Here is an 18,448-nt window from a genome sequence, read left to right on the forward strand (position 1 = left end):
CCCCCCGCCAGCTCCACCTGCTTGACGGCGTAGATCAGAAGAGGGCCCGACCCCCGCGGTACGTCGTCCTCCGCCGTTCGCGCTGCCATCTGGTCCGCTCCTTGCCTGCCCGCCGTCTGCCCCGCCGCCTGCTCGCCGTGTTCCGGCCCCGAGTCTCGCACGTCGCGGATTACCCGCCGGACGGTGACCTGTATCAGGATTCCTGATATAAGGAATCCTGTCATTAACGATGCGGAGGGCACATCCATGAGAACCGCTGCCGAAGGCGGGCTCCCGAACTTCGGCCTCGGCACCTGGCCGGCGCGGCGGGCGCGGATATCGCCCGGGCGCGCCGCACTCGTCGAGGGCGACCGCGTGCTGAACTACGCCGAACTCGCCGACCGCACCGCACGTTTGGCCGGGTACCTGGCCGCGCTGGGGGTGCGCTCCGGCGATCGCGTCGCCCTTGTCGGCGCCAATTCGATCCCGATCTTCGAGACCCTGTTCGCCACATGGCTGCTCGGCGCCGTCACGGTCCCGCTGAACCACCGGCTGTCCCCGGTCGAAATCCGCTACATGATGGACGATTCCGGGGCCGCCTTCCTGGTGCACGGCCCGGACGCCGACGCCCTCGTGGACGCCGCTGCCCCACATCCGGAGACCGTCCGCCACCGGATCTCCGACATCGCGTCGGCGGTGGACGCCGGGCACGCGCCGGCCACCGCGCCCCCGGTCGCCCTCGACAGCCCGGCCGTCCTGCTCTACACCTCGGGAACGACCGGACGCCCCAAGGCAGCCGTGCTGACCCACGCCAACCTCACCTGGAACACCGTCAACCAGCTCGCCCACATCGACCTGCGCGACACCGAACGGGCCCTCTGCATAGCGCCTTTGTTCCATGCGACCGGCCTCGGCCAGATCACGTTGCCCACGCTGTTCAAGGGCGGCAGCGTCGAGCCGGTCGCCAAGTTCGACGCCGGGGCGATCCTGCGGCGCATCGAAGAGGCGCGCATCACCAGCTTCTCGGCGGTGCCGACCATGCTCCAACTGCTCTGCGAGCACTCCTCCTGGGACCGCACCGATCTGGGGTCGCTGACCAGCGTCGTGTACGGCGGTTCGCCGGTGCGGGAACGGGTGGCCCGGGCGTGGCTGGACCGCGGCGTGCGGCTCCAGCAGGGGTACGGCATGACCGAGGCGTCCCCGGGCGTCTACATGGCGCCGGTCGAGGGCTCCGCCGACCGCCCGGTGTCCGTGGGCGTGCCGCACTTCTTCACCGACGTCGCGGTGCTGCGCGACGGCCGTCCCGAGGACGTCGGCGGCGATCCCGGCGAGCTGCTCGTGCGCGGCCCGCACGTCTTCCCCGCCTACTGGAACCGGCCAGCCGAGACCGAACTGTCCTTCGTCGACGGCTGGTTCCGCACCGGCGATCTGCTGGCCGCCGACGCCGACGGCTGGGCGCACGTCGCGGACCGGGTCAAGGACCTGATCATTTCAGGCGGCGAGAACATCTACCCCGCCGAGGTCGAGGCCGTGCTGCTGGGCCTGGACGCGGTCGCCAACGCCGCCGTCGTGGCGGTCCCGGACGCCCGCTGGGGCGAAGTGGGCGCCGCGTACGTGCAGTTGCGCGACGGCGCAGAGGCCGACGAGGCGGCCGTACGCGCGCACCTCGAAGCACACCTGGCCCGCTTCAAGGTCCCCAGATTCCTGGTCTTCGTGACGGAACTCCCGGCCAACGCCACCGGCAAGGTCCGCCGCGTCGCACTCCGAGCCCGGGCGGCCGCGGAACTGGGCGCGGCCGAGCCGGCGGGTCCGGCCGCCGAAGCCGCGGCAGAACTCGCTGCTGATCCCGCGGCAGAACCCGCCGCTGAAGCGTGACCGATCCCGCAGCGAGCCGCGACTGAACCCGACTGCCACTGAACCCGGCTGAACCCGGTTGCAACCGGCTGAACCCCACCGCCGCACGACCCGACGACGCGGACCGCACCCACGCGGAAGGAACCCCGTGACGACCAGCACCACCCCGAACCCGGCGTATCCCGACATCCGGCCCGCCGCATCGCTTCCCTCATCCCTGCACCTTGAACTCCACGGCCCCGTCGCGGTGTTGCGTCTGACGCGCGCCGCCAAGCGCAACGCCCTCGACGACGCCACCGTCCTCGGCCTGGAGGCGTTCTTCGCGGCGCCGCCCGAGGGCGTGCGCGTGGTCGTCCTCGACGCCGAAGGCGAACACTTCTGCGCCGGACTCGACCTCGGGGAACTGACCGAGCGCGACACCCTGGAGGGTCTGGCGCACTCCCGGATGTGGCACCGCGCGTTCGAGCGCATCGAACGTGGAGCCGTCCCCGTCGTCGCCGCGCTCAAGGGCGCCGTGGTCGGCGGCGGACTCGAACTCGCATGCGCGGCCCACCTGCGTGTCGCCCAGCCCGGGACGTTCTACGCACTCCCCGAAGGACAGCGGGGACTGTTCGTCGGCGGCGGTGGCGCGGTGCGGGTGCCGCGCCTGATCGGCGTCCACCGCGTGACCGACATGATGCTCACCGGGCGCGTGGTCGGCGCCGACGAGGGACAGGCGATCGGCCTGTCCCACTATCTGGCGGGGCCCGACGGCGCGTTCGGGCACGCCATGGAGTTGGCGCGCGACGTGGCATCCAACGCCGCGGTCACCAACTTTGCGGTGCTCCAGGCCCTTCCGCGCATCGCGGAGGCCAACCCTGCCGAGGGCTACCTGCTGGAGTCGCTGATGGCCGCCGTCGCGTCGGGGAGCCCCGAGGCCAAGGCGCACATGCGCGCGTTCCTTGCGGGCCGGGCCGCGAAGGTGGGACGGCCGTGACGCAGTCCCCGCCGCTGTGGTCGCCGTCCGACGCCGCGCTCCAGCGCAGCGAACTTGGGCGCTATCTGCGCTACTTGGCCGAGAACCACGCTCTCCGTTTCCCGGACTACGCCGCTCTGCACCGGTGGTCGGTTTCGGAGAGCGCGGAATTCTGGTCCTCCATAAGTGAGTTCTTCGGCGTACGTTTCGCCTCGCCCGAGCGCGCGGTGCTCGGCAGCCGCGCCATGCCCGGTGCCGAGTGGTTCCCCGGGGCCACGCTCAACTATGCCGAACACGCGCTGCGGGGGGCCGGTGCCGCCCACTCGGCGATCGCGCTCAACGCCTACTCGCAGACCCGCGAACGCGTCGACGTCACGTGGGGGGCCCTGCGCGACCAGGTCGCGCGCGCCCGTGCGGGCCTGCGGCGGCTGGGCGTCGGCCCGGGAGACCGGGTGGCGGCGTACCTGCCGAACATCCCGGAGACGGTCGCCGCCTACCTGGCCACCGCCAGTCTCGGGGCCGTATGGGCCGGTTGCGCACCGGAGTTCGGGGCCCGCAGCGTTGTCGACCGGTTCGCGCAGATCGAGCCGACCGTGCTGTTCGCCGCCCCCGGATACCGCTACGGCGACAAGCACGTGGACCGCCGCGGCACCGTTGAGGAGATCCGTGCGGGACTGCCCACGCTGCGCGCGGTCGTCGCGGTCGCCTACGGCCCGGGCGAACTCCGCGACGCGGTGGCCTGGGACGACCTGCTGGGCGAGAGCGCCGAACTCGTTTTCGAGGACGTTCCGTTCGACCATCCGCTGTGCGTCCTGTTCTCCTCCGGAACCACCGGGCGTCCCAAGCCGATCGTGCACGGGCACGGCGGCGTCCTTCTCGAACACCTCAAGAACCACGCGCTGAGCTGGGATCTCGGCCCGGGGGACCGCATGATGTGGTTCACCACGACCGCCTGGATGATGTGGAACGCCCTCGTCTCCGGGCTCCTGGTCGGCGCGGGCCTCGTCCTGATCGACGGCAACCCACTGTTCCCCGATCTCGACGCACAGTGGCAGATCGCGGCGGAGTCCGGGGCGACCCTGATGGGAGCCAGTCCGGGCTACCTGATGGCCTGCCGCCGGGCCGGGCTGGAACCGGAGCGTACGTACGACCTGTCGGCTCTGCGCCAGATCGGCGCTGCGGGCAGCCCGCTTCCGCCGGAGGGATACCGGTGGGTGCACGCGCAGTTCGGGGACCGGGTCCTGCTCAACGTGGGCAGCGGCGGTACGGACGTGTGCGGCGGCATCGTGCAGGGTGGCCCCTGGCAGCCGGTGCGGGCGGGAGAGATCTCCGGCCCGGCCCTGGGCGTGGCCGCGGTGGCGTTCGACGAGCACGGCAGGGAAGTCATCGGTGAGCTGGGGGAGTTGGTCATCACCGTCGCCATGCCGTCGATGCCGGTCGGGTTCTGGGGCGACGTGGACGGATCCCGGTACCGCGAGGCGTACTTCGAGGCGTACCCGGGTGTGTGGCGGCACGGCGACTGGGCGCGGTTCTCGCCGAACGGGAGCTGTGTCATCGCCGGGCGCTCGGACGCCACCCTCAACCGCGGCGGAGTACGGCTCGGCACCGCCGAGTTCTACCGCGTGGCCGAGGAGGTCCCGGGGATCACCGACAGCCTCGTGGTCCACCTGGAGGACCCGGCGGGCGGCAACGGCGAGTTGCTGCTGTTCGTCGTGGTCTGCGGGGACGGGCTCGACGCGGAACTGCACGACCGCCTGGTCACGGAGTTGCGCGGCGCGCTGTCGCCTCGCCACGTCCCCGACGCGATCACCGCGGTCCCCGCGATCCCGCGCAACCGCACCGGCAAGAAGCTCGAACTCCCGGTGAAGCGGATCCTGTCGGGTGCCGCGGTCGCGGACGTGGTCGGCCCCGACGTGCTCGCGGACCCGGCGTCCCTCGACCCGTTCATCGCCCTCGCCGCGGCTCGGAGGGCGACATGAATGGCACCCGGGAACCGGTCCGCCGCGTCGCGATCGTCGGCACCGGCGTCATCGGCGCCAGTTGGGCCGCGCACTTCCTGGCCCGCGGTCTGGAGGTCGTGGCCACCGACCCGTCACCCGGCGCCGAAGACCGCGTGCGTGCCGACGTGGTCGCGCACTGGCCGACGCTGACCCGCGCCGGCCTCGCCGAAGGCGCGTCCCCCGACCGGCTGGCCTTCACCTCGGATCCCGAAACCGCGGTGGCCGACGCCGACTTCGTCCAGGAGAGCGGGCCGGAACGTGAAGACGTCAAGCGCGCGCTCTTCGCGGTCCTGGACGCCGCCGCCCGTCCGGACACCGTCATCGCCAGCAGTTCCTCGGGGCTCGCCGCGACCGCCATCGCCCGGGACTGCGCGGTACGCCCCGAACGCGTGCTGATCGGGCACCCGTTCAACCCGCCGCACCTGATCCCACTCGTCGAGGTCGTGCCGGGCGAGCGCACCGGCGAGCATGCCGTGTCGCGCGCGATGGCCTTCTACGCCGCGGTCGGCAAGAGGCCGATCCTGGTGCGGCGCGAACTCCCCGGGCACATCGCCAACCGCCTCCAGGCAGCGCTGTGGCGTGAGGCGTACTCGCTGGTCGACCGGGGCGTGGCGACGGTGCGCGACATCGACACTGCCATCGCCTACGGGCCGGGGCTGCGCTGGGCGTTGCTCGGACCGTTCGCCAACCAGCACCTGTCCGGCGGCCCCGGCGGCATCGCGCACGTCCTGGAGCACCTGGGCCCGCCGACCGAGGCGTGGTGGCGCGACCTCGGCGACCCGTCGCTCACCCCGGACCTGGCGGCCAAGCTCGTCGCCGGGGTGGACGACATGCTCGACGGCATGACCGTCGACGAACTCGCGTCCCGCCGCGACGCGTTGCTCCACGCACTACTGGTGCTCAAGGCGGAGGCCGGGCTTCCGTGACCAGCCTCCCGCACCCGACCGAACCCCGGAGGGACCCATGGACCTGACCGCACTGGACGCGATCGACATGCACGTGCACGTGGAACAGGACGGCCGGGGCTGCCTCGCCCTCGACCGTGAGCTCCTCGACGCCTCGGCCGCCTACTTCAAGTCCGGCCAGGACCGCACGCCGACGCTGGAGCGCATCGCCGAGCACTACCGTGAGCGCCGGATGGCCGCCGTCGTCTTCACCGTCGACGCCACCGCCGCCACCGGGCATCCCGCGCTCAGCAGCGAGGAGATCGCCGATGCCGCGGCCGAACACCCGGACGTGCTCATCCCGTTCGGCTCGGTCGACCCGCACGCCGGCCGCGCCGCGGTCGGCCGGGCCCGGCGCCTGATCGCCGAACACGGGGTGCGGGGCTTCAAGTTCCACCCCAGCCTCCAGGGCTTCGACCCGAACGACGTGCGCTTCTACCCGCTCTACGAGGTGCTGGCGGAAGCGGGCGTGCCGGCCCTGTTCCACACCGGGCAGACCGGCATCGGCGCGGGTCTGCCCGGCGGCCGGGGCATCAAGCTGCGGCACTCGGACCCTATGCTGCTGGACGACGTGGCCGCGGACTTCCCCGAGCTGACGATCGTGATGGCCCATCCGTCGGTGCCGTGGCAGGACGAGGCCATCTCGATCGCGACGCACAAGGCCAACGTCCACATCGACCTGTCGGGCTGGTCGCCGAAGTACTTCCCGCCGCAGCTGGTTCGCGCGGCCAACACCCTGCTGCGCGAGAAGGTGCTGTTCGGCTCGGACTTCCCGGTGATCACGCCGGAACGCTGGCTGGCGGACTTCGCGCTGCTCGACGTCAAGGACGAAGTGCGCCCGCTGGTGCTCAAGGAGAACGCCGTGCGCGTGCTGGGACTTGCCGGGAGCCGCGGCTGACCGGGAACCCGGGCGGGCAGGGTCCGGAAGGGTCCGGCAGGAGCCGGCAGGAGCCGGCAGGACCCGGCAGGACCCGGCAGGCCGGACGGCGGCAAGGCGCCGCGAGCCGCGGATCGGCCGCCCCGCGAGCCGCGGATCAGCCGCCCCGCGAGCCGCGGATCAGCCCCCCCGCGAGCCGCGGATCAGCCGCTCCGCGGCCCGGTCCGCGAGTCCCGGTGCGCGAGCATGTCCACGACCGCCCGGGCGACTTCGGCCGCGCGGTCCGTCGTCCACAGGTCCGGGTCCTCGACCGTCGAGATGAAGTAGCCGCGGACCAACAGGAAGAGGATGTCGGCCGCGAGTTCGGGATCCGGTACGCCCGCCTCGGCGGCCGCGTCCCGCAGTTCGGCGCGAGATGCGTGCGGCTCCCGGGTCTCGGGCGACCCGGCCGCCTCCGTGTCGACGCCCGCCGACGAGAGCATCTCGACCCACAGCCGCCGCAGCAGCAGGTCGTCGGGATCGGTGGTGAGGTTCCAGGTGATGGTGGCGCGCAGCCTGTCCTCTCCCTGGAGTTCGCCCACGTGCGCGTCCAGGTCGGAGCGCCATCGCGACTCGGCGGCGTCGACCGCGTTGACGATGAGCGCGATGCGGGTGGGCACGTAGTTCGTGACCATCGCGGTGGAGCCGCCCAGTTCCCGGGCCACCGCACGGATGGTGACGGCACGCGCTCCGTCGCGGGCGGCGACCGCGAGCGTGGCCTTGGCGATGGCCTTGCGGCGCTGGACTTCGTCGACGTCGATCGGCATGGGGGCAACCTAGCTCAGAGGGGGGTTGACGTTGGGCACCGCGTGATACAACGTTGTTGTATCACATTGTTTTCCCGTGTTGGAGCGCCCATGAGCCTTGCCTTCGAGCGCGTCGCCGCGCAGCCGGTCCCGGAACACGCGCGGCAGTACATGGTCCGCATGCGCGACGGGGTCCGGCTGGCCACCGACGTCTACGGCGCCGGACCCGAGCCCGCGCCGACCGTGCTGGTCCGCCTGCCGTACGACAAGAACAGCCGCTATGTCTTCTTCGAGCAGGTCGCGGCCCGATTCACCGCCCGCGGCTACGTCATGGTGGTGCAGGACGTCCGCGGCAAGTTCCGCTCCCAGGGCCGCACGCTCGGCTGGACCGGGGAGGTCGACGACGGCTGCGACACCATCGAATGGGTGACCCACCAGCCCTGGTCGGACGGCGTGGTCGGAATGTTCGGCGACTCCTACTACGGCTTCACGCAGTGGTCCGCGGTTTCCGGCCAACACCCCGCGCTGCGCGCGATCGTGCCGCGGGTCACGTGCACCGGTGTCGTCCCCGGCGTCGCCACGGTGGAGGCCCGCGCGGAACGCCAGCCCGGCTGGCTCGAAGGCGCCGACTACCTCGCTCACGTCTGGGTCGACAACGACAGTTACGAGTTCACGCCGGACCTCACCGCGCGGCCGCTGATCGCCGCGTACGAGGAGGCCTTCGCGGCCATCGGGAAGCGGTCCGCGGGATTCGATCTGGTCGTCCGCGGCATCCCGCTCGACGCGTACAACGGGCCGCACCCGTACGACGCGCGCCCCCTCCCGGTGCTGCACTGCGTCGGCTGGTTCGACAACCTCGGCATCGCGCACATGCGCGACTACGCCGAACTCGCCAAGCGCCCCGGCTGGGCCGCCGTGCAGTACCTGAGCGCGGACAGCACCGACCACGAGAACTACTTCCTCGAACACGCCCCGGTCGCCCCCGAGAACGACCACATGGCCGACGACGGAGCCCTCGCGCGCATGCTCGACGCGTACACCGCGCCCGCGCTGCGGTTCTTCGACGTCTTCCTCAAGGGCACCGCACACCCCGACACGCTCCCGCGCGTGCGCTGGCACCTCGGCCACGTCGGATGGCGGACGGCGACCGCCTGGCCGCCGCCCGAGGCCACCGCGCTCGACCTCCACCTCGGCGCCCCCGCCGCCGCGCCGGGCCCTCTCCCCGGCGGCGTGCTCGACGAACGTCCGGTGGTCAAGCAGGAGTTCGTGGAATGGCGGTACGACCCCGACGACCTGGTGCCGTCGGCGGTCGCCAACACGTTCATGCTGCTGCACAACCACCCGGACGAACGCCCCACAGCCGCCCGCGACGATGTCCTCGTCTTCACCACCGCCCCCTTCGGCACACCGCTGGACCTCGCCGGCCCGGTGCACGCCGAACTGCACACCGAGAGCACCGCGCCGACGTACGACCTGTTCGTCCGTCTGCTCGACGTGGCGCCCGACGGCCCGGCACGACTGGTGGTGCGCGGCTGCGTCCAGGCCGACACATCCGGCGCGTGGCACGTCGACCTCGGGCACACCGGCTACCGCGTGCGGACCGGGCACCGGCTCGCGCTGACCGTGGCCGCCAGCGACTTCCCCAACCACGTGCCGAACTCCGGCTCCACCGAGAACCCGTGGTTCACGACCGCCCCCAAGGCGAGCGTCCAGACGCTGCGCACCGGCCCGGAACACCCGTCCCGACTGCGCCTCACCGTGCTTCCGGCACAGGATGATGCCGACACGCCCAGAACCGGGGGTGACGCGCCGTGCCGCTGACGTTCGTCGCCGCCAGACTCGCCACCCTCGTCGTCACGGTCGTGGTCGCGGGCCTCGCCATCCACGGCGCGCTCTTCCTCGCACCGGGCGACCCCGCGACGCTGCTCGTAGGCGGCGCACGGCAGCCCGAACCCGAAGTGCTCGCCCGGATCCGCAGCGAGTACCACCTCGACGACCCTTTCCTGCAAGGCTGGTGGCACTGGTTCGGCAACTGCCTGCACGGCGACTTCGGCAAGTCGCTCGTCTACCGGGACAGCGTCGGCCACCTCATCGCGGCACGCGCCGGGGACACGTTCGCGCTGGTCGGCTACGCGGCGGTGCTGGTCCTGCTGGTCGGCACCCTCGCCGGGACGTTCGCGGGCCTGCGCGGCGGCCGCACCGAATCGATCGTCACGGCGGTCACCGCGGGCGCGATGGCGGTGCCGACGTTCATCATGTCGGTGCTGCTGATCTGGGTGTTCGCCGTGCAGTTGCCGTGGTTCCCGGTCTACGGCTCGGGCAGCGGCCTCACCGGGACGCTGTCGCACCTGACCCTCCCGGCGGTCGCCCTGGCCGTGTCCTGGATCGGGTACGTCGCCCAGGTCACCCGCACCGCGGTCCGCGCCGAACTGCGCGCCGAGCACGTCGAGACAGCGCGCAGCCGCGGCGTACCGGAGTCCGTCGTGATCCGGCGCCACGTGCTGCGCAACGCGTCCGGGCCCGTCTTCGCCGTCTCCGGAGTGGGTGTCGCCGGGCTCATCGCCACCACGGCCGTCGCCGAACAGGCTTTCGGCATCGGCGGATTGGGCTCGCTGATGATCGAGGCGGCGGGCAAGCAGGACCTCGCGGTCGTGCAGGCCGTCGCACTGCTCTTCGTCGTCGTGTTCGTGGTGGTCAACACGGTCGTCGACCTGGTGAGCGCCGCCCTGGACCCGCGCACCGCGCAGAAGGGGGAGGCATGAACGCCACCCTGATCGGCCGGAGCGAGCCGACCCCCGACACGCCGGCAGGCGACGGCGGGGCGGTCGCTGTCGGATCGCGCGCGTCGCGCGACCGGGTCACCCTGGCCGCGGCGTGTGTCGTCGGGGCCTTCGTGGTCCTGGCGCTGTTCGGACCGCTGATCGCCCCGCACGACCCGAACGCCGTCGACCCGTTCGGAGTCAACGCGGGCCCGTCCTCCGCACACCTCCTCGGCACCGACGACACCGGCCGCGACATCCTGTCGCGCATCATCTGCGGGACGCGCGCCAGCCTCGCGGCCCCGGCGCTGGTGGTGCTGTTCTCCACGGTCCTCGGCACGCTTCTCGCCCTCTGCGCCGCGTGGTTCGGCGGCTGGACCGACCGGCTGGTGTCCGCCCTGCTCGACGTCGTCTTCGGCTTCCCTGGGCTGATCATGGCGGTCCTGGCCGCGGCCGTGTTCGGGCCCGGGCCGACGGCGCCGGTGATCGCGCTGTCCGTCGCGTACCTGCCGCTGGTCACGCGCGTCGTGCGGGCGGCGGCGCTGAAGGAGCGCGGCCTGCCGTACGTGGCGGCGCTGCGCCTGCTCGGCGCGCCCACGCACCGCATCTGGCTTCGGCACCTGCTGCCGAACCTGGCGCCGCTCGTCCTCGTGCAGGCGACCATCGGCTTCGGCTATGCGCTGCTCGACGTCGCGGCGATCTCGTTCATCGGCCTCGGCAGCCAGCCGCCGGACCCCGAGTGGGGGCTGATGGTGTCCAACGGCGCCCCCGGCATCCTCGCCGGGCAGCCGCAGCAGTCCCTGTACGCGGGCCTCGTGGTCCTCGTCGTCGTGGTCGCGTTCAACCTGCTGGGATCGGGGCTCTCCCGGCGCCTGCTCGGAGAGGGCACATGAGTATGAAGGCATCCTCGCCGCAGCCGCAGCCGCAGCCGCAACGGCAACCGCAACCGCGGCCGCAGCCGTTGTTGGAGGCCGAGGCGCTGCGGATCGACCTGACCGTCGGTGGGATCGCGCGAACTGCCGTGCATCACGCGGACGTCCGCATCGCGGAAGGCGAAGCGCTCGCGCTCGTGGGCGAGTCCGGATCCGGCAAGTCGCTGACCGCGCGGGCTGTGTTGCGGCTGCTGCCGGAGGGCGCGCGCACGTACGGGAGCCTGCGGTTCGCGGGGGAGTCCGTCCCGGACATGTCCCGCGCGAGGCTGCGGGAATTCCGCGCGGGCGACGTCGCCATGGTCTTCCAGGACCCCCGCGCGCACATCAATCCGGCGCGCGGCGTCGGCGACTTCCTCGTCGAAGGGCTCACCACCGCACGCGGAGTGCCGGTCGCCGAGGCCCGGGCCAAGGTCGCGGGCATCCTGCGCGAGGTCGGCATCCCGGACGCGGAGCGCCGCATGCGGCAGCGCCCCGCCGAACTCTCCGGCGGCCTGCTGCAACGCGTCATGATAGCCGCCGCGCTGGCGGCCGAACCGCGCCTGCTGCTGGCCGACGAACCGACCACGGCCCTTGACGTGACGACGCAGGAGGAGGTCATGGCGATCATCACCGAGGCGCGCGAAGCCCGTGGTCTCGCCATGTTGTTCATCACGCACGACCTTGAACTGGCCGCCGCGGTGTGCGATCGCGTGGCGGTGATGTACGCGGGGGCGACCGTCGAGACATTGCCCGCAAGGGGGTTGCACGGCGGCGCGGCGCACCCGTACACCCGTGCACTGCTCGCTTCACGTCCGTCCGTCGGGGCTCCGCGCGGCGAACTGCGGGCGATCGCCGGCCGGCCGCTGTCCGGCTTCGAGGCCCCGCCCGGCTGCGCGTTCGCCGCCCGCTGCCCCAGGGCGCGGGAGGTGTGCGACAGCGAGCCGCCGCCGCCGCGTGCGGTCGGCGCGGGTTCGGCGGCCTGCCACTTCCCGCACCCGCCCGTTCCCGAGGAGGCTGCGCCGCATGCTTGAAGTCCGCGGACTGCGCAAGGTGTTCGGCGATTTCGTCGCCGTCGACGACGTCGGGTTCACCCTCCCCGAAGGTGGATCGCTGGCGGTGGTGGGGGAGTCGGGCTCCGGGAAGTCCACCACGGCACGCATGATCGCCGGCCTGGAGGCGCCGAGCGGCGGCCACTTCGCGGTGGCCGGCGAACGACGCCGCCCCGGGCGGGTGCGCGGCGCCGAACGGCGGGCGAGGGCACGGCAGGTCCAGATGGTCTTCCAGGACCCGTACTCGTCGCTCGACCGCCGCCAGCGGGTACGCGACGCGGTCGCCGAGGCGGTACGCCTGCACCGCCCGGCCAAAGGCACCGCCGTGGACGAGCGCGTGGCCGAACTCCTGGGCATGGTCGGTGTGGACGAGCGCCAGGCGGCCTCGCTCCCGAGGGAGCTGTCCGGTGGCCAGCGGCAACGCGTCGCCATAGCCCGGGCGTTGGCCGCGGAACCGCGCGTACTGATCCTGGACGAGGCGGTCGCCGCGCTCGACGTCTCCATCCAGGCGCAGATCCTCAACCTGCTCGCGCACGTGCGCGAAAACACCGGGACCGCACTGCTGTTCATCACCCACGACCTGGCCGCGGTGCCGCACATCAGCGACGAGGTCCTGGTGATGCGGGCCGGACGGGTGGTCGAGCAGGGCCCGGTCGCGAGTGTGCTGGGCGCACCGCGCGAAGCGTACACCCGGCGCCTCATCGAGTCCGTCCCCAAGCCGGGTTGGAAGCCGCGGCGCCGACCGCGCGCCGAAGGCGACTGATCGGCAGACGTGCGGCCGGCCGTCGGGACCGCGCGGCCGCCACCCCCACTCCCAAGGAGAAACCATGTCCTTCACCCCCGCTCTCGACTTCGTCTTCGAGATCAGGGCCCAGGTGTCCGAGACCCTGCACATCGGCCACGGCGACGGCGAGACAACGGAGTTCACGCCGATCGTCGGCGGCGGTGTCAGCGGCCCACGGCTGACCGGCAAAGTGCTGGCCGGGGGCGGGGACTGGAGCAGCACGCGCGGGGAGGTGTGCGAGCTGGAAGCCCGCTACCTCGTCCAGGCCGACGACGGGACGGTCATCGACATCGTCAACCGCGGCTTCTACCACCCCGCCCCCAACGGCCCCGACCAGTACGACGGCGGCATCAAGGTGTCCGAGGCCGGCCACTACTACCGGACGTCACCCGTGTTCCGGACCGACGCCCCGGCCCACCGCTGGCTCGCCGAGACGGTCTTCGTGGGCCTGGCCCGGCCCGACGGGGACGACGTCGTCGCGATTCGCGTGTACGCGGTCCGCTGAGGCGCCGCCCCCGCGCGCCCGCCGTATCGCGTACGCCACCAGCACCACGCCGAGGCTGCCCAGGCTCGTGAACAACTGCGTGCGCTGGTCGTCGATCACGGCCATGGCCACCAGCACACCCAGGAACCCGGCGATGACCACCCAGGTCAGGTACGGGTACAGCCACATCTTCAGCATCAGGCGCTCCGGCGCCTCCCGCTCCAGGCGGCGCCGCATGCGCAGTTGCGAGGCGCCGATCAGCAGGTACATGAAGATGGCGATCGCACCCGAGGAATTGACCAGGTAGGTGAACACCCGGTCGGGCGAGAGGTAGGCCAACAGGACCGAGAGCCAGCCGACGACCGTGCCGGCCAGGATCGCGCGGGTGGGGACGTTGCGGCGGTTCGTGGAGACCATCCAGCGCGGGGCGTCGCCGTGTTCGGCGAGTGCGAAGACCATGCGGGAGGACACGTACACCGAGGAGTTCAGCACGCTGAGCACCGCGGTGAGGATGACGATGTCCATGACGGTGCCGATGCCGTCCACGCCGATGGTGTCGAGCGCGGCGACGTACGGGCTCTTGAGGACCTCGGCGCCGTCCCACGGGACGATCGTGACCACCAGGAAGATCGAGCCGACGTAGAACAGGATGATCCGCCAGATGATGCCGGTGGTCGCACGGGCCACCGAGCGCTCCGGCTCGCGGCTCTCCGCCGCCGCGATGGTGACGATCTCGGCACCGCCGAACGCGAAGATCACCACGACGATCGCGGAGAAGATCGAGGTGAAGCCGTTGGGCGCGAAGCCGCCGTGCGACGTGAGGTTGGAGAAGTCGAAGGACGAGCCGGGCCAGGCGCCGACCACGAAGAGCGTGCCGACGATCAGGAACGCCACGATCGCGGCGACCTTGATCGAGGAGAACCAGAACTCGAACTCGCCGAACGACTTGACCGACAGCAGGTTGGTCGCGGTCATCACGAGCATCAGCCCCATGGCCAGCAGCCACAGCGGCGCGTCGATCCACGCGTGCAGGATCGCGGCGCCCGCGACCGCCTCCACGGCGACGATGATCACGTAGTAGTACCAGTACAGCCAGCCGATGGTGAATCCGGCCCACGGGCCGATCGCGGTCCGTGCGTAGTCGGAGAACGAGCCGGACGAGGGCCGGGCGACCACCATCTCGCCGAGCATCCGCATCGTGAAGAGCACGAGGGCTCCGGCGAGGCAGTACGACACGATCGCGGCGGGTCCGGCGGTCTTGATCACCGAACCGCTGCCGACGAACAGGCCCGCGCCGATCGCGCCGCCGATGGCGATCATCGACATGTGGCGGTTGCGCAGCGACCGGCTCAATTGCGGGACGCCGGTACCGTTCGGGCCGGGCGCGGTGGGGCCGGGCGCCTTCGGGATCGTCGGCGAATGTCTCATGGGAACTCCTGGCGTGGGGCGGGGCCTTGGTGCCCGGGCGGCCGTCCGCGAGCAGGGCGGCGGCGGTCCGCGGCACGCCCGTCGTCCGGCCGCGTGCCGTGGGCGGGCACGCCGGAGGCGGACGTACGGGAAGGGCGGAGCGAAGAGTGGGCGGGGGGACCCGCCGTGACGTGGGAATCGGGTGCGAGCGTCAAACGGTGCGGGTGCAAGGACGGGCGGAAGCGTCAAGGGGCGTGGCGGCAGGCGTCGGCCGGGGCCGTGCGCCGTCGCGCCGGGCGGTCCGGCCGGGTCAGGTCCATTCGGCCTCCCGGCCGCCGGAGACCACCCAGGTCAGCGCCCGGAAGTTGCGCAGCGCGGTGCGTGCGTCGGGGGCGCCGAACGCGACCGTGTGCGGGCCGTCGTGGGAGACGCCGGGCATCGCCGCGGCGCGGTCGGCCAGGTAGGGGCTGTCGAGGTCCACCGCGACGACCACCCCGCCACCCGGGGCGCCGGACGGCTGCGCGGCCGGCACTTCGCCCAGGTCGGCGAGCGCGGCCGCCGCGGCGGCGTGGATGTCGGTGGCGGTGGCCGCGGGCGTACGGCACACCGCGGCGTGCCTGCTCAGCGCCGTCTTCACGGCGACGGTCCGGGCGCCCGGCGCCCAGGCGCCGGCCGCGGCACACGTGAGGTCGTCGCCCGTCACGAGGACGACGGGCACGCCCGCCTCGGCGGCCACGAGTGCGTTGAAGCGCCCCTCGTCGGTCGGCACGCCGTCGACGCGCACGGCGAGGATGCTGTGCGACAGGTACGTATGGGCCAGCACGCCCTGCTCGCCCGCGCCGGTGTGGTAGCCGACGAACGCGACCGCGTCGGGGCCGAGTTCGATGCCCTGCATCATGCCGAGCGGCTTGTGGCGGCCGACGATGAGGCTCGCGCGCGGGTCGAGGTCTTCCAGGAGGACGTTGTCCATTCCGCAGTGCGCGTCGTTGACCAGGATTTCGTCGGCCCCGGCGGCGGCGAAGCCGGCCACCGCGGCGTTGACGTCGCCGGTCAGCAGGCGCCGGAAGCGCTCGTAACGCGGGGTGCCGGAGGTGACGTCGGCGGGCAGGACGGTGCCGGTGGCGCCTTCCATGTCGGCGGAGATCAGGACGCGCATGCGGAGACCTCCGCGGAGTCGGGGTCGGAACTGCGGTCGGGGGACTGGCTGTCGCCGTCGGCCCGGCGGTCGGCCGCGGCCGTGGTGTCGACCAGGCCGACCAAGGAGTCCGCGTACGCGTCCCCCGATTCCGCGACGATCTCCGCGAGCGTCTGCGCCTCGCGCACGATCGCGAAGCGGGCGCGGCCGTCGGCGTCCAGGCGGAAGCCGTGGACGGCCGGCCGCGGCAGCGAGTTGTACGCGAAGTGCGACGAGAAATAGTAGGCGCCCGTGTCGTAGAGCGCCACGACGTCCCCCGGTTCCATCAGGGGCAGTTCCCGGGCCTCGGCGGCGAGGTCGCCCGCGAAGCAGCACGGCCCGGCGACGTCCTGTACGACGCCCGGCCCGGACTTCGGGACGCCGTCCGCGTCGAACACGCCGACGCGCAGCGGCCACGCCTGCGGCATGAAGACCGTGCGGGCGGCGACCTGCGCGCCCGCATGGGTGATGGCGATCGGACGCCCTCCCGCGGACTTGGTGTACTCCACGCGGGTCAGGACCATGCCGTGCTTGGCGAGTACGGAGCGGCCGAACTCGGTGACGAGCGAGTACCTGCCGTCGAACAGGTCCGGGACGTCCTCGCGCAACTGCGCGACGTAGGCGGCGTGGCCCGGGCTCTCGTCGTCGCCGTCGAAGTTGACCGGCAGGCCGCCGCCTATGTCGAGGCTGTCGATCTGCGGCCGTCCGACCGCGGCGTTGATGCGCTCGGCCAGCTCGTAAGCGGCCCGGATCCCCGCGGCGATGAGCGGCAGCGGACAGCCCTGCGAACCGACGTGGGCGTGCAGCCTGGTCAGCCAGGGCCGCCGGGCGAACGCCGCGACCAGCGAGTCCTCGGCGCCCGGGTCGCGCAGCGCGATGCCGAACTTGGAGGTGTCGGTGGCGGTGCTCATGGCCCCGATCGCTCCCGCGCCGACCTGCGGGTTCACCCGGATGCCGACCGGCCCGCGGGGGGTGCCGCCGGTGCCGGGGCGGGCCGCGAGCACGGCGTCCAGGCGTTCCAGTTCCTGCCAGTTGTCGAGGTTGACGGCGATGCCGAGGTCGACGGCGAGTTCGAGTTCCTCGACGGTCTTGGCGGGGCTGTCGAAGACCAGCCGGTCGGGGGTGAACCCGGCGGCCAGGGCCTGGGCCAGTTCGCCGGGGCTGGCGACCTCGCAGCCCATGCCGGATTCGGCGAGGAGCCGGAGGACCGGGACGAGGCCGCAGGCCTTCGCCGCGAAGGTGTGCAGCACGGGCGCGGGCGACTCGAACGCCGCGTGCAGGCGGGCCACCGTGCCGCGGATGCCGTCGACGTCCAGCAGGCCGATCACCGGCGCGGGCGAGTCGAGGAGTCCGTCGCGGACGGCCAGGCGAACCGCCTCGTCGAGCACCGCGCGGCGCCCGGTACCGGTGATCGTGCCGGTGCCGCCCGCGGGCGTGGCGGCGGTTGCCGCGGAGGGGCCGGAGATCACAGGGAACACCTCGGATTTCGTGGGGCGGACACGTCCGCCGGGGAGTGGGCGGGACCGGTACGTCGAAAAGCATGGTCCCGACGCCACGGCGGCGTCATTAGCCGATCGGACCGACTCGCGGGCAACCTGTTGGCCGATCGGACAACGGCCGCGGTGCGTCGGCACGCGCCGCCCGCCTGTTCGACCGAACGTCCCGCTCAGCCCCGGGCAGGCGGGTCGTCGCGGGCGGCGATGCGCAGCCCGACGTCGGCGAGCAGGCGCGCGGCGGGGTCGCCGAGGTCGAGACCGAACAGCTCGCGGATGCGGCGCAGCCGGTGGCGGAGGGTGTTCGGGTGCACGGTCAGCGCCGCCGCGGCCGTCGCCACGTCGCCGAACGCCGCGAGGTAGGCGGCCAGCGTCGTCCGGAAGGCGGTGCCGTGCTCGGCGTCGTACGCGACCAGCCGGTGCACGGGCCCGGTGTCCGAGGCGTGCCACACCGGCTCCACCCGGTCGAGGAGTTGCAGCAGGGTCGCCGGGACGAGCACCTGGTCGTGCTCGGCGACCGCCGAGGCGCCCGGGGCGGCGTCCTGCCGCTCGGCGAGCACGCGCAGCACCAGGTCGGCGGACGCCCGGGAGTCGGGCAGGCCCCCGGCCCCGGTGGCCGCGCGCCCGACGCCCACCAGCACCGCCCCCGGCGGCACGGTTCGGGCGGTGGCCGCCAACTCCCGGGCCAGCGCGACGGGTGCCTCGGGCCGGTCCTCCTGAACCGGCACCACCAGGTACATCCGCCCGCCGGACTGCGCGGACAGCACCGATCCGCCGTCCGCGGAGGTGCGCAGCGCGGCGGCCTGGAGGGCGAGCACGTCGAGCAGGCGCTGCCAGGCGGCGCCCCCGGCCGGGCCGCCGCCGTCCGGTCGCGGCGGCGCGTCGACCGCCACCACCACATAGCGCCGCGCGTCGTCGAGGCCGAGCGCGGGTTCCCGGTCGGACGCGTCGACGCGCCCGGTCAGCACGCCGAGCAGGGCCTCCTCGTGCCGC

The 18,448-nt window shown here is 72.8% G+C and carries 16 protein-coding genes; 11 read left to right on the forward strand and 5 right to left on the reverse strand.

All coding sequences use genetic code 11. The features are described from left to right. Positions 1-246 precede the first annotated feature (246 nt). The 5 genes from ACRX5S_RS10495 to couO all read left to right on the forward strand — a co-directional run bounded on the left by ACRX5S_RS10495 (position 247) and on the right by couO (position 6,630). Positions 247-1,854: an acyl-CoA synthetase gene (locus tag ACRX5S_RS10495; protein ID WP_436772559.1), complete on the forward strand. Its 1,608-nt coding sequence runs from the start codon at positions 247-249 to the stop codon at positions 1,852-1,854. Between the two features lie 127 nt (positions 1,855-1,981). Continuing rightward, positions 1,982-2,809, forward strand: coding sequence for a crotonase/enoyl-CoA hydratase family protein (locus ACRX5S_RS10500; protein WP_436772560.1), 828 nt, complete (start codon positions 1,982-1,984; stop codon positions 2,807-2,809). Then, positions 2,806-4,767 carry an acetoacetate--CoA ligase gene (locus tag ACRX5S_RS10505; RefSeq protein ID WP_436772561.1) on the forward strand — a complete coding sequence of 654 codons (1,962 nt, stop codon included), beginning with the start codon at positions 2,806-2,808 and terminating at the stop codon, positions 4,765-4,767. Before ACRX5S_RS10500 ends, ACRX5S_RS10505 begins: the two co-directional genes overlap by 4 nt. Further along, positions 4,764-5,714: a 3-hydroxyacyl-CoA dehydrogenase NAD-binding domain-containing protein gene (locus ACRX5S_RS10510; RefSeq protein ID WP_436772562.1), complete on the forward strand. Its 951-nt coding sequence runs from the start codon at positions 4,764-4,766 to the stop codon at positions 5,712-5,714. The genes ACRX5S_RS10505 and ACRX5S_RS10510 overlap by 4 nt, the downstream gene beginning before the upstream one ends. 37 nt (positions 5,715-5,751) lie before the next feature. After that, positions 5,752-6,630 (forward strand): 4-hydroxyphenyl-beta-ketoacyl-CoA hydrolase, encoded by an 879-nt coding sequence (gene couO, locus ACRX5S_RS10515; protein ID WP_436772563.1) that lies wholly within the window; start codon positions 5,752-5,754, stop codon positions 6,628-6,630. Positions 6,631-6,812: 182 nt separating this feature from the next. Here couO and ACRX5S_RS10520 read toward each other — a convergent pair whose 3' ends face one another. After that, the gene (locus tag ACRX5S_RS10520; RefSeq protein ID WP_436772564.1) at positions 6,813-7,415 is read right to left on the reverse strand and encodes a TetR/AcrR family transcriptional regulator; all 603 of its coding nucleotides are present in this window, start codon (positions 7,413-7,415) and stop codon (positions 6,813-6,815) included. A gap of 90 nt (positions 7,416-7,505) precedes the next feature. On the opposite strand from ACRX5S_RS10520, the gene ACRX5S_RS10525 reads away from it, so the two are divergent. The 6 genes from ACRX5S_RS10525 (at position 7,506) to ACRX5S_RS10550 (ending at position 13,402) form a co-directional block, all read left to right on the forward strand. Then, positions 7,506-9,215, forward strand: a complete 1,710-nt coding sequence (locus ACRX5S_RS10525; protein ID WP_436772565.1) for a CocE/NonD family hydrolase — start codon at positions 7,506-7,508, stop codon at positions 9,213-9,215. Then, positions 9,206-10,156 (forward strand): ABC transporter permease, encoded by a 951-nt coding sequence (locus ACRX5S_RS10530; protein WP_436772566.1) that lies wholly within the window; start codon positions 9,206-9,208, stop codon positions 10,154-10,156. The genes ACRX5S_RS10525 and ACRX5S_RS10530 overlap by 10 nt, the downstream gene beginning before the upstream one ends. Beyond that, the gene (locus ACRX5S_RS10535) at positions 10,153-11,046 is read left to right on the forward strand and encodes an ABC transporter permease (protein WP_436772567.1); all 894 of its coding nucleotides are present in this window, start codon (positions 10,153-10,155) and stop codon (positions 11,044-11,046) included. Before ACRX5S_RS10530 ends, ACRX5S_RS10535 begins: the two co-directional genes overlap by 4 nt. After that, complete coding sequence (locus ACRX5S_RS10540) at positions 11,043-12,095, forward strand: ABC transporter ATP-binding protein (protein ID WP_436772568.1); 1,053 nt, start codon at positions 11,043-11,045, stop codon at positions 12,093-12,095. Before ACRX5S_RS10535 ends, ACRX5S_RS10540 begins: the two co-directional genes overlap by 4 nt. Then, complete coding sequence (locus ACRX5S_RS10545) at positions 12,088-12,876, forward strand: ABC transporter ATP-binding protein (RefSeq protein WP_436772569.1); 789 nt, start codon at positions 12,088-12,090, stop codon at positions 12,874-12,876. Before ACRX5S_RS10540 ends, ACRX5S_RS10545 begins: the two co-directional genes overlap by 8 nt. Positions 12,877-12,940: 64 nt before the next feature. Further along, the gene (locus ACRX5S_RS10550) at positions 12,941-13,402 is read left to right on the forward strand and encodes a DUF3237 domain-containing protein (RefSeq protein WP_436772570.1); all 462 of its coding nucleotides are present in this window, start codon (positions 12,941-12,943) and stop codon (positions 13,400-13,402) included. On the opposite strand, the gene ACRX5S_RS10555 is transcribed toward ACRX5S_RS10550, so the two are convergent. The 4 genes from ACRX5S_RS10555 to ACRX5S_RS10570 all read right to left on the reverse strand — a co-directional run. Next, positions 13,283-14,809 carry an amino acid permease gene (locus ACRX5S_RS10555; RefSeq protein ID WP_436772571.1) on the reverse strand — a complete coding sequence of 509 codons (1,527 nt, stop codon included), beginning with the start codon at positions 14,807-14,809 and terminating at the stop codon, positions 13,283-13,285. The two genes, ACRX5S_RS10550 and ACRX5S_RS10555, sit on opposite strands and share 120 nt — an antisense overlap. A 289-nt stretch (positions 14,810-15,098) precedes the next feature. Beyond that, entirely contained in the window at positions 15,099-15,944 is an 846-nt protein-coding gene (locus ACRX5S_RS10560) for a M55 family metallopeptidase (protein ID WP_436772572.1), read from the reverse strand. Beyond that, positions 15,932-17,374, reverse strand: a complete 1,443-nt coding sequence (locus tag ACRX5S_RS10565; RefSeq protein WP_436772755.1) for a diaminopimelate decarboxylase — start codon at positions 17,372-17,374, stop codon at positions 15,932-15,934. Before ACRX5S_RS10565 ends, ACRX5S_RS10560 begins: the two co-directional genes overlap by 13 nt. A 254-nt stretch (positions 17,375-17,628) precedes the next feature. Beyond that, the coding region (locus ACRX5S_RS10570) for a PucR family transcriptional regulator (RefSeq protein ID WP_436772573.1) at positions 17,629-18,448 on the reverse strand (820 nt) is incomplete at its 5' end.

Origin of the sequence: Yinghuangia sp. YIM S09857 (assembly GCF_051388915.1) — a bacterium.
In the GTDB taxonomy this organism is placed as follows: Bacteria; Actinomycetota; Actinomycetes; order Streptomycetales; family Streptomycetaceae; genus Yinghuangia.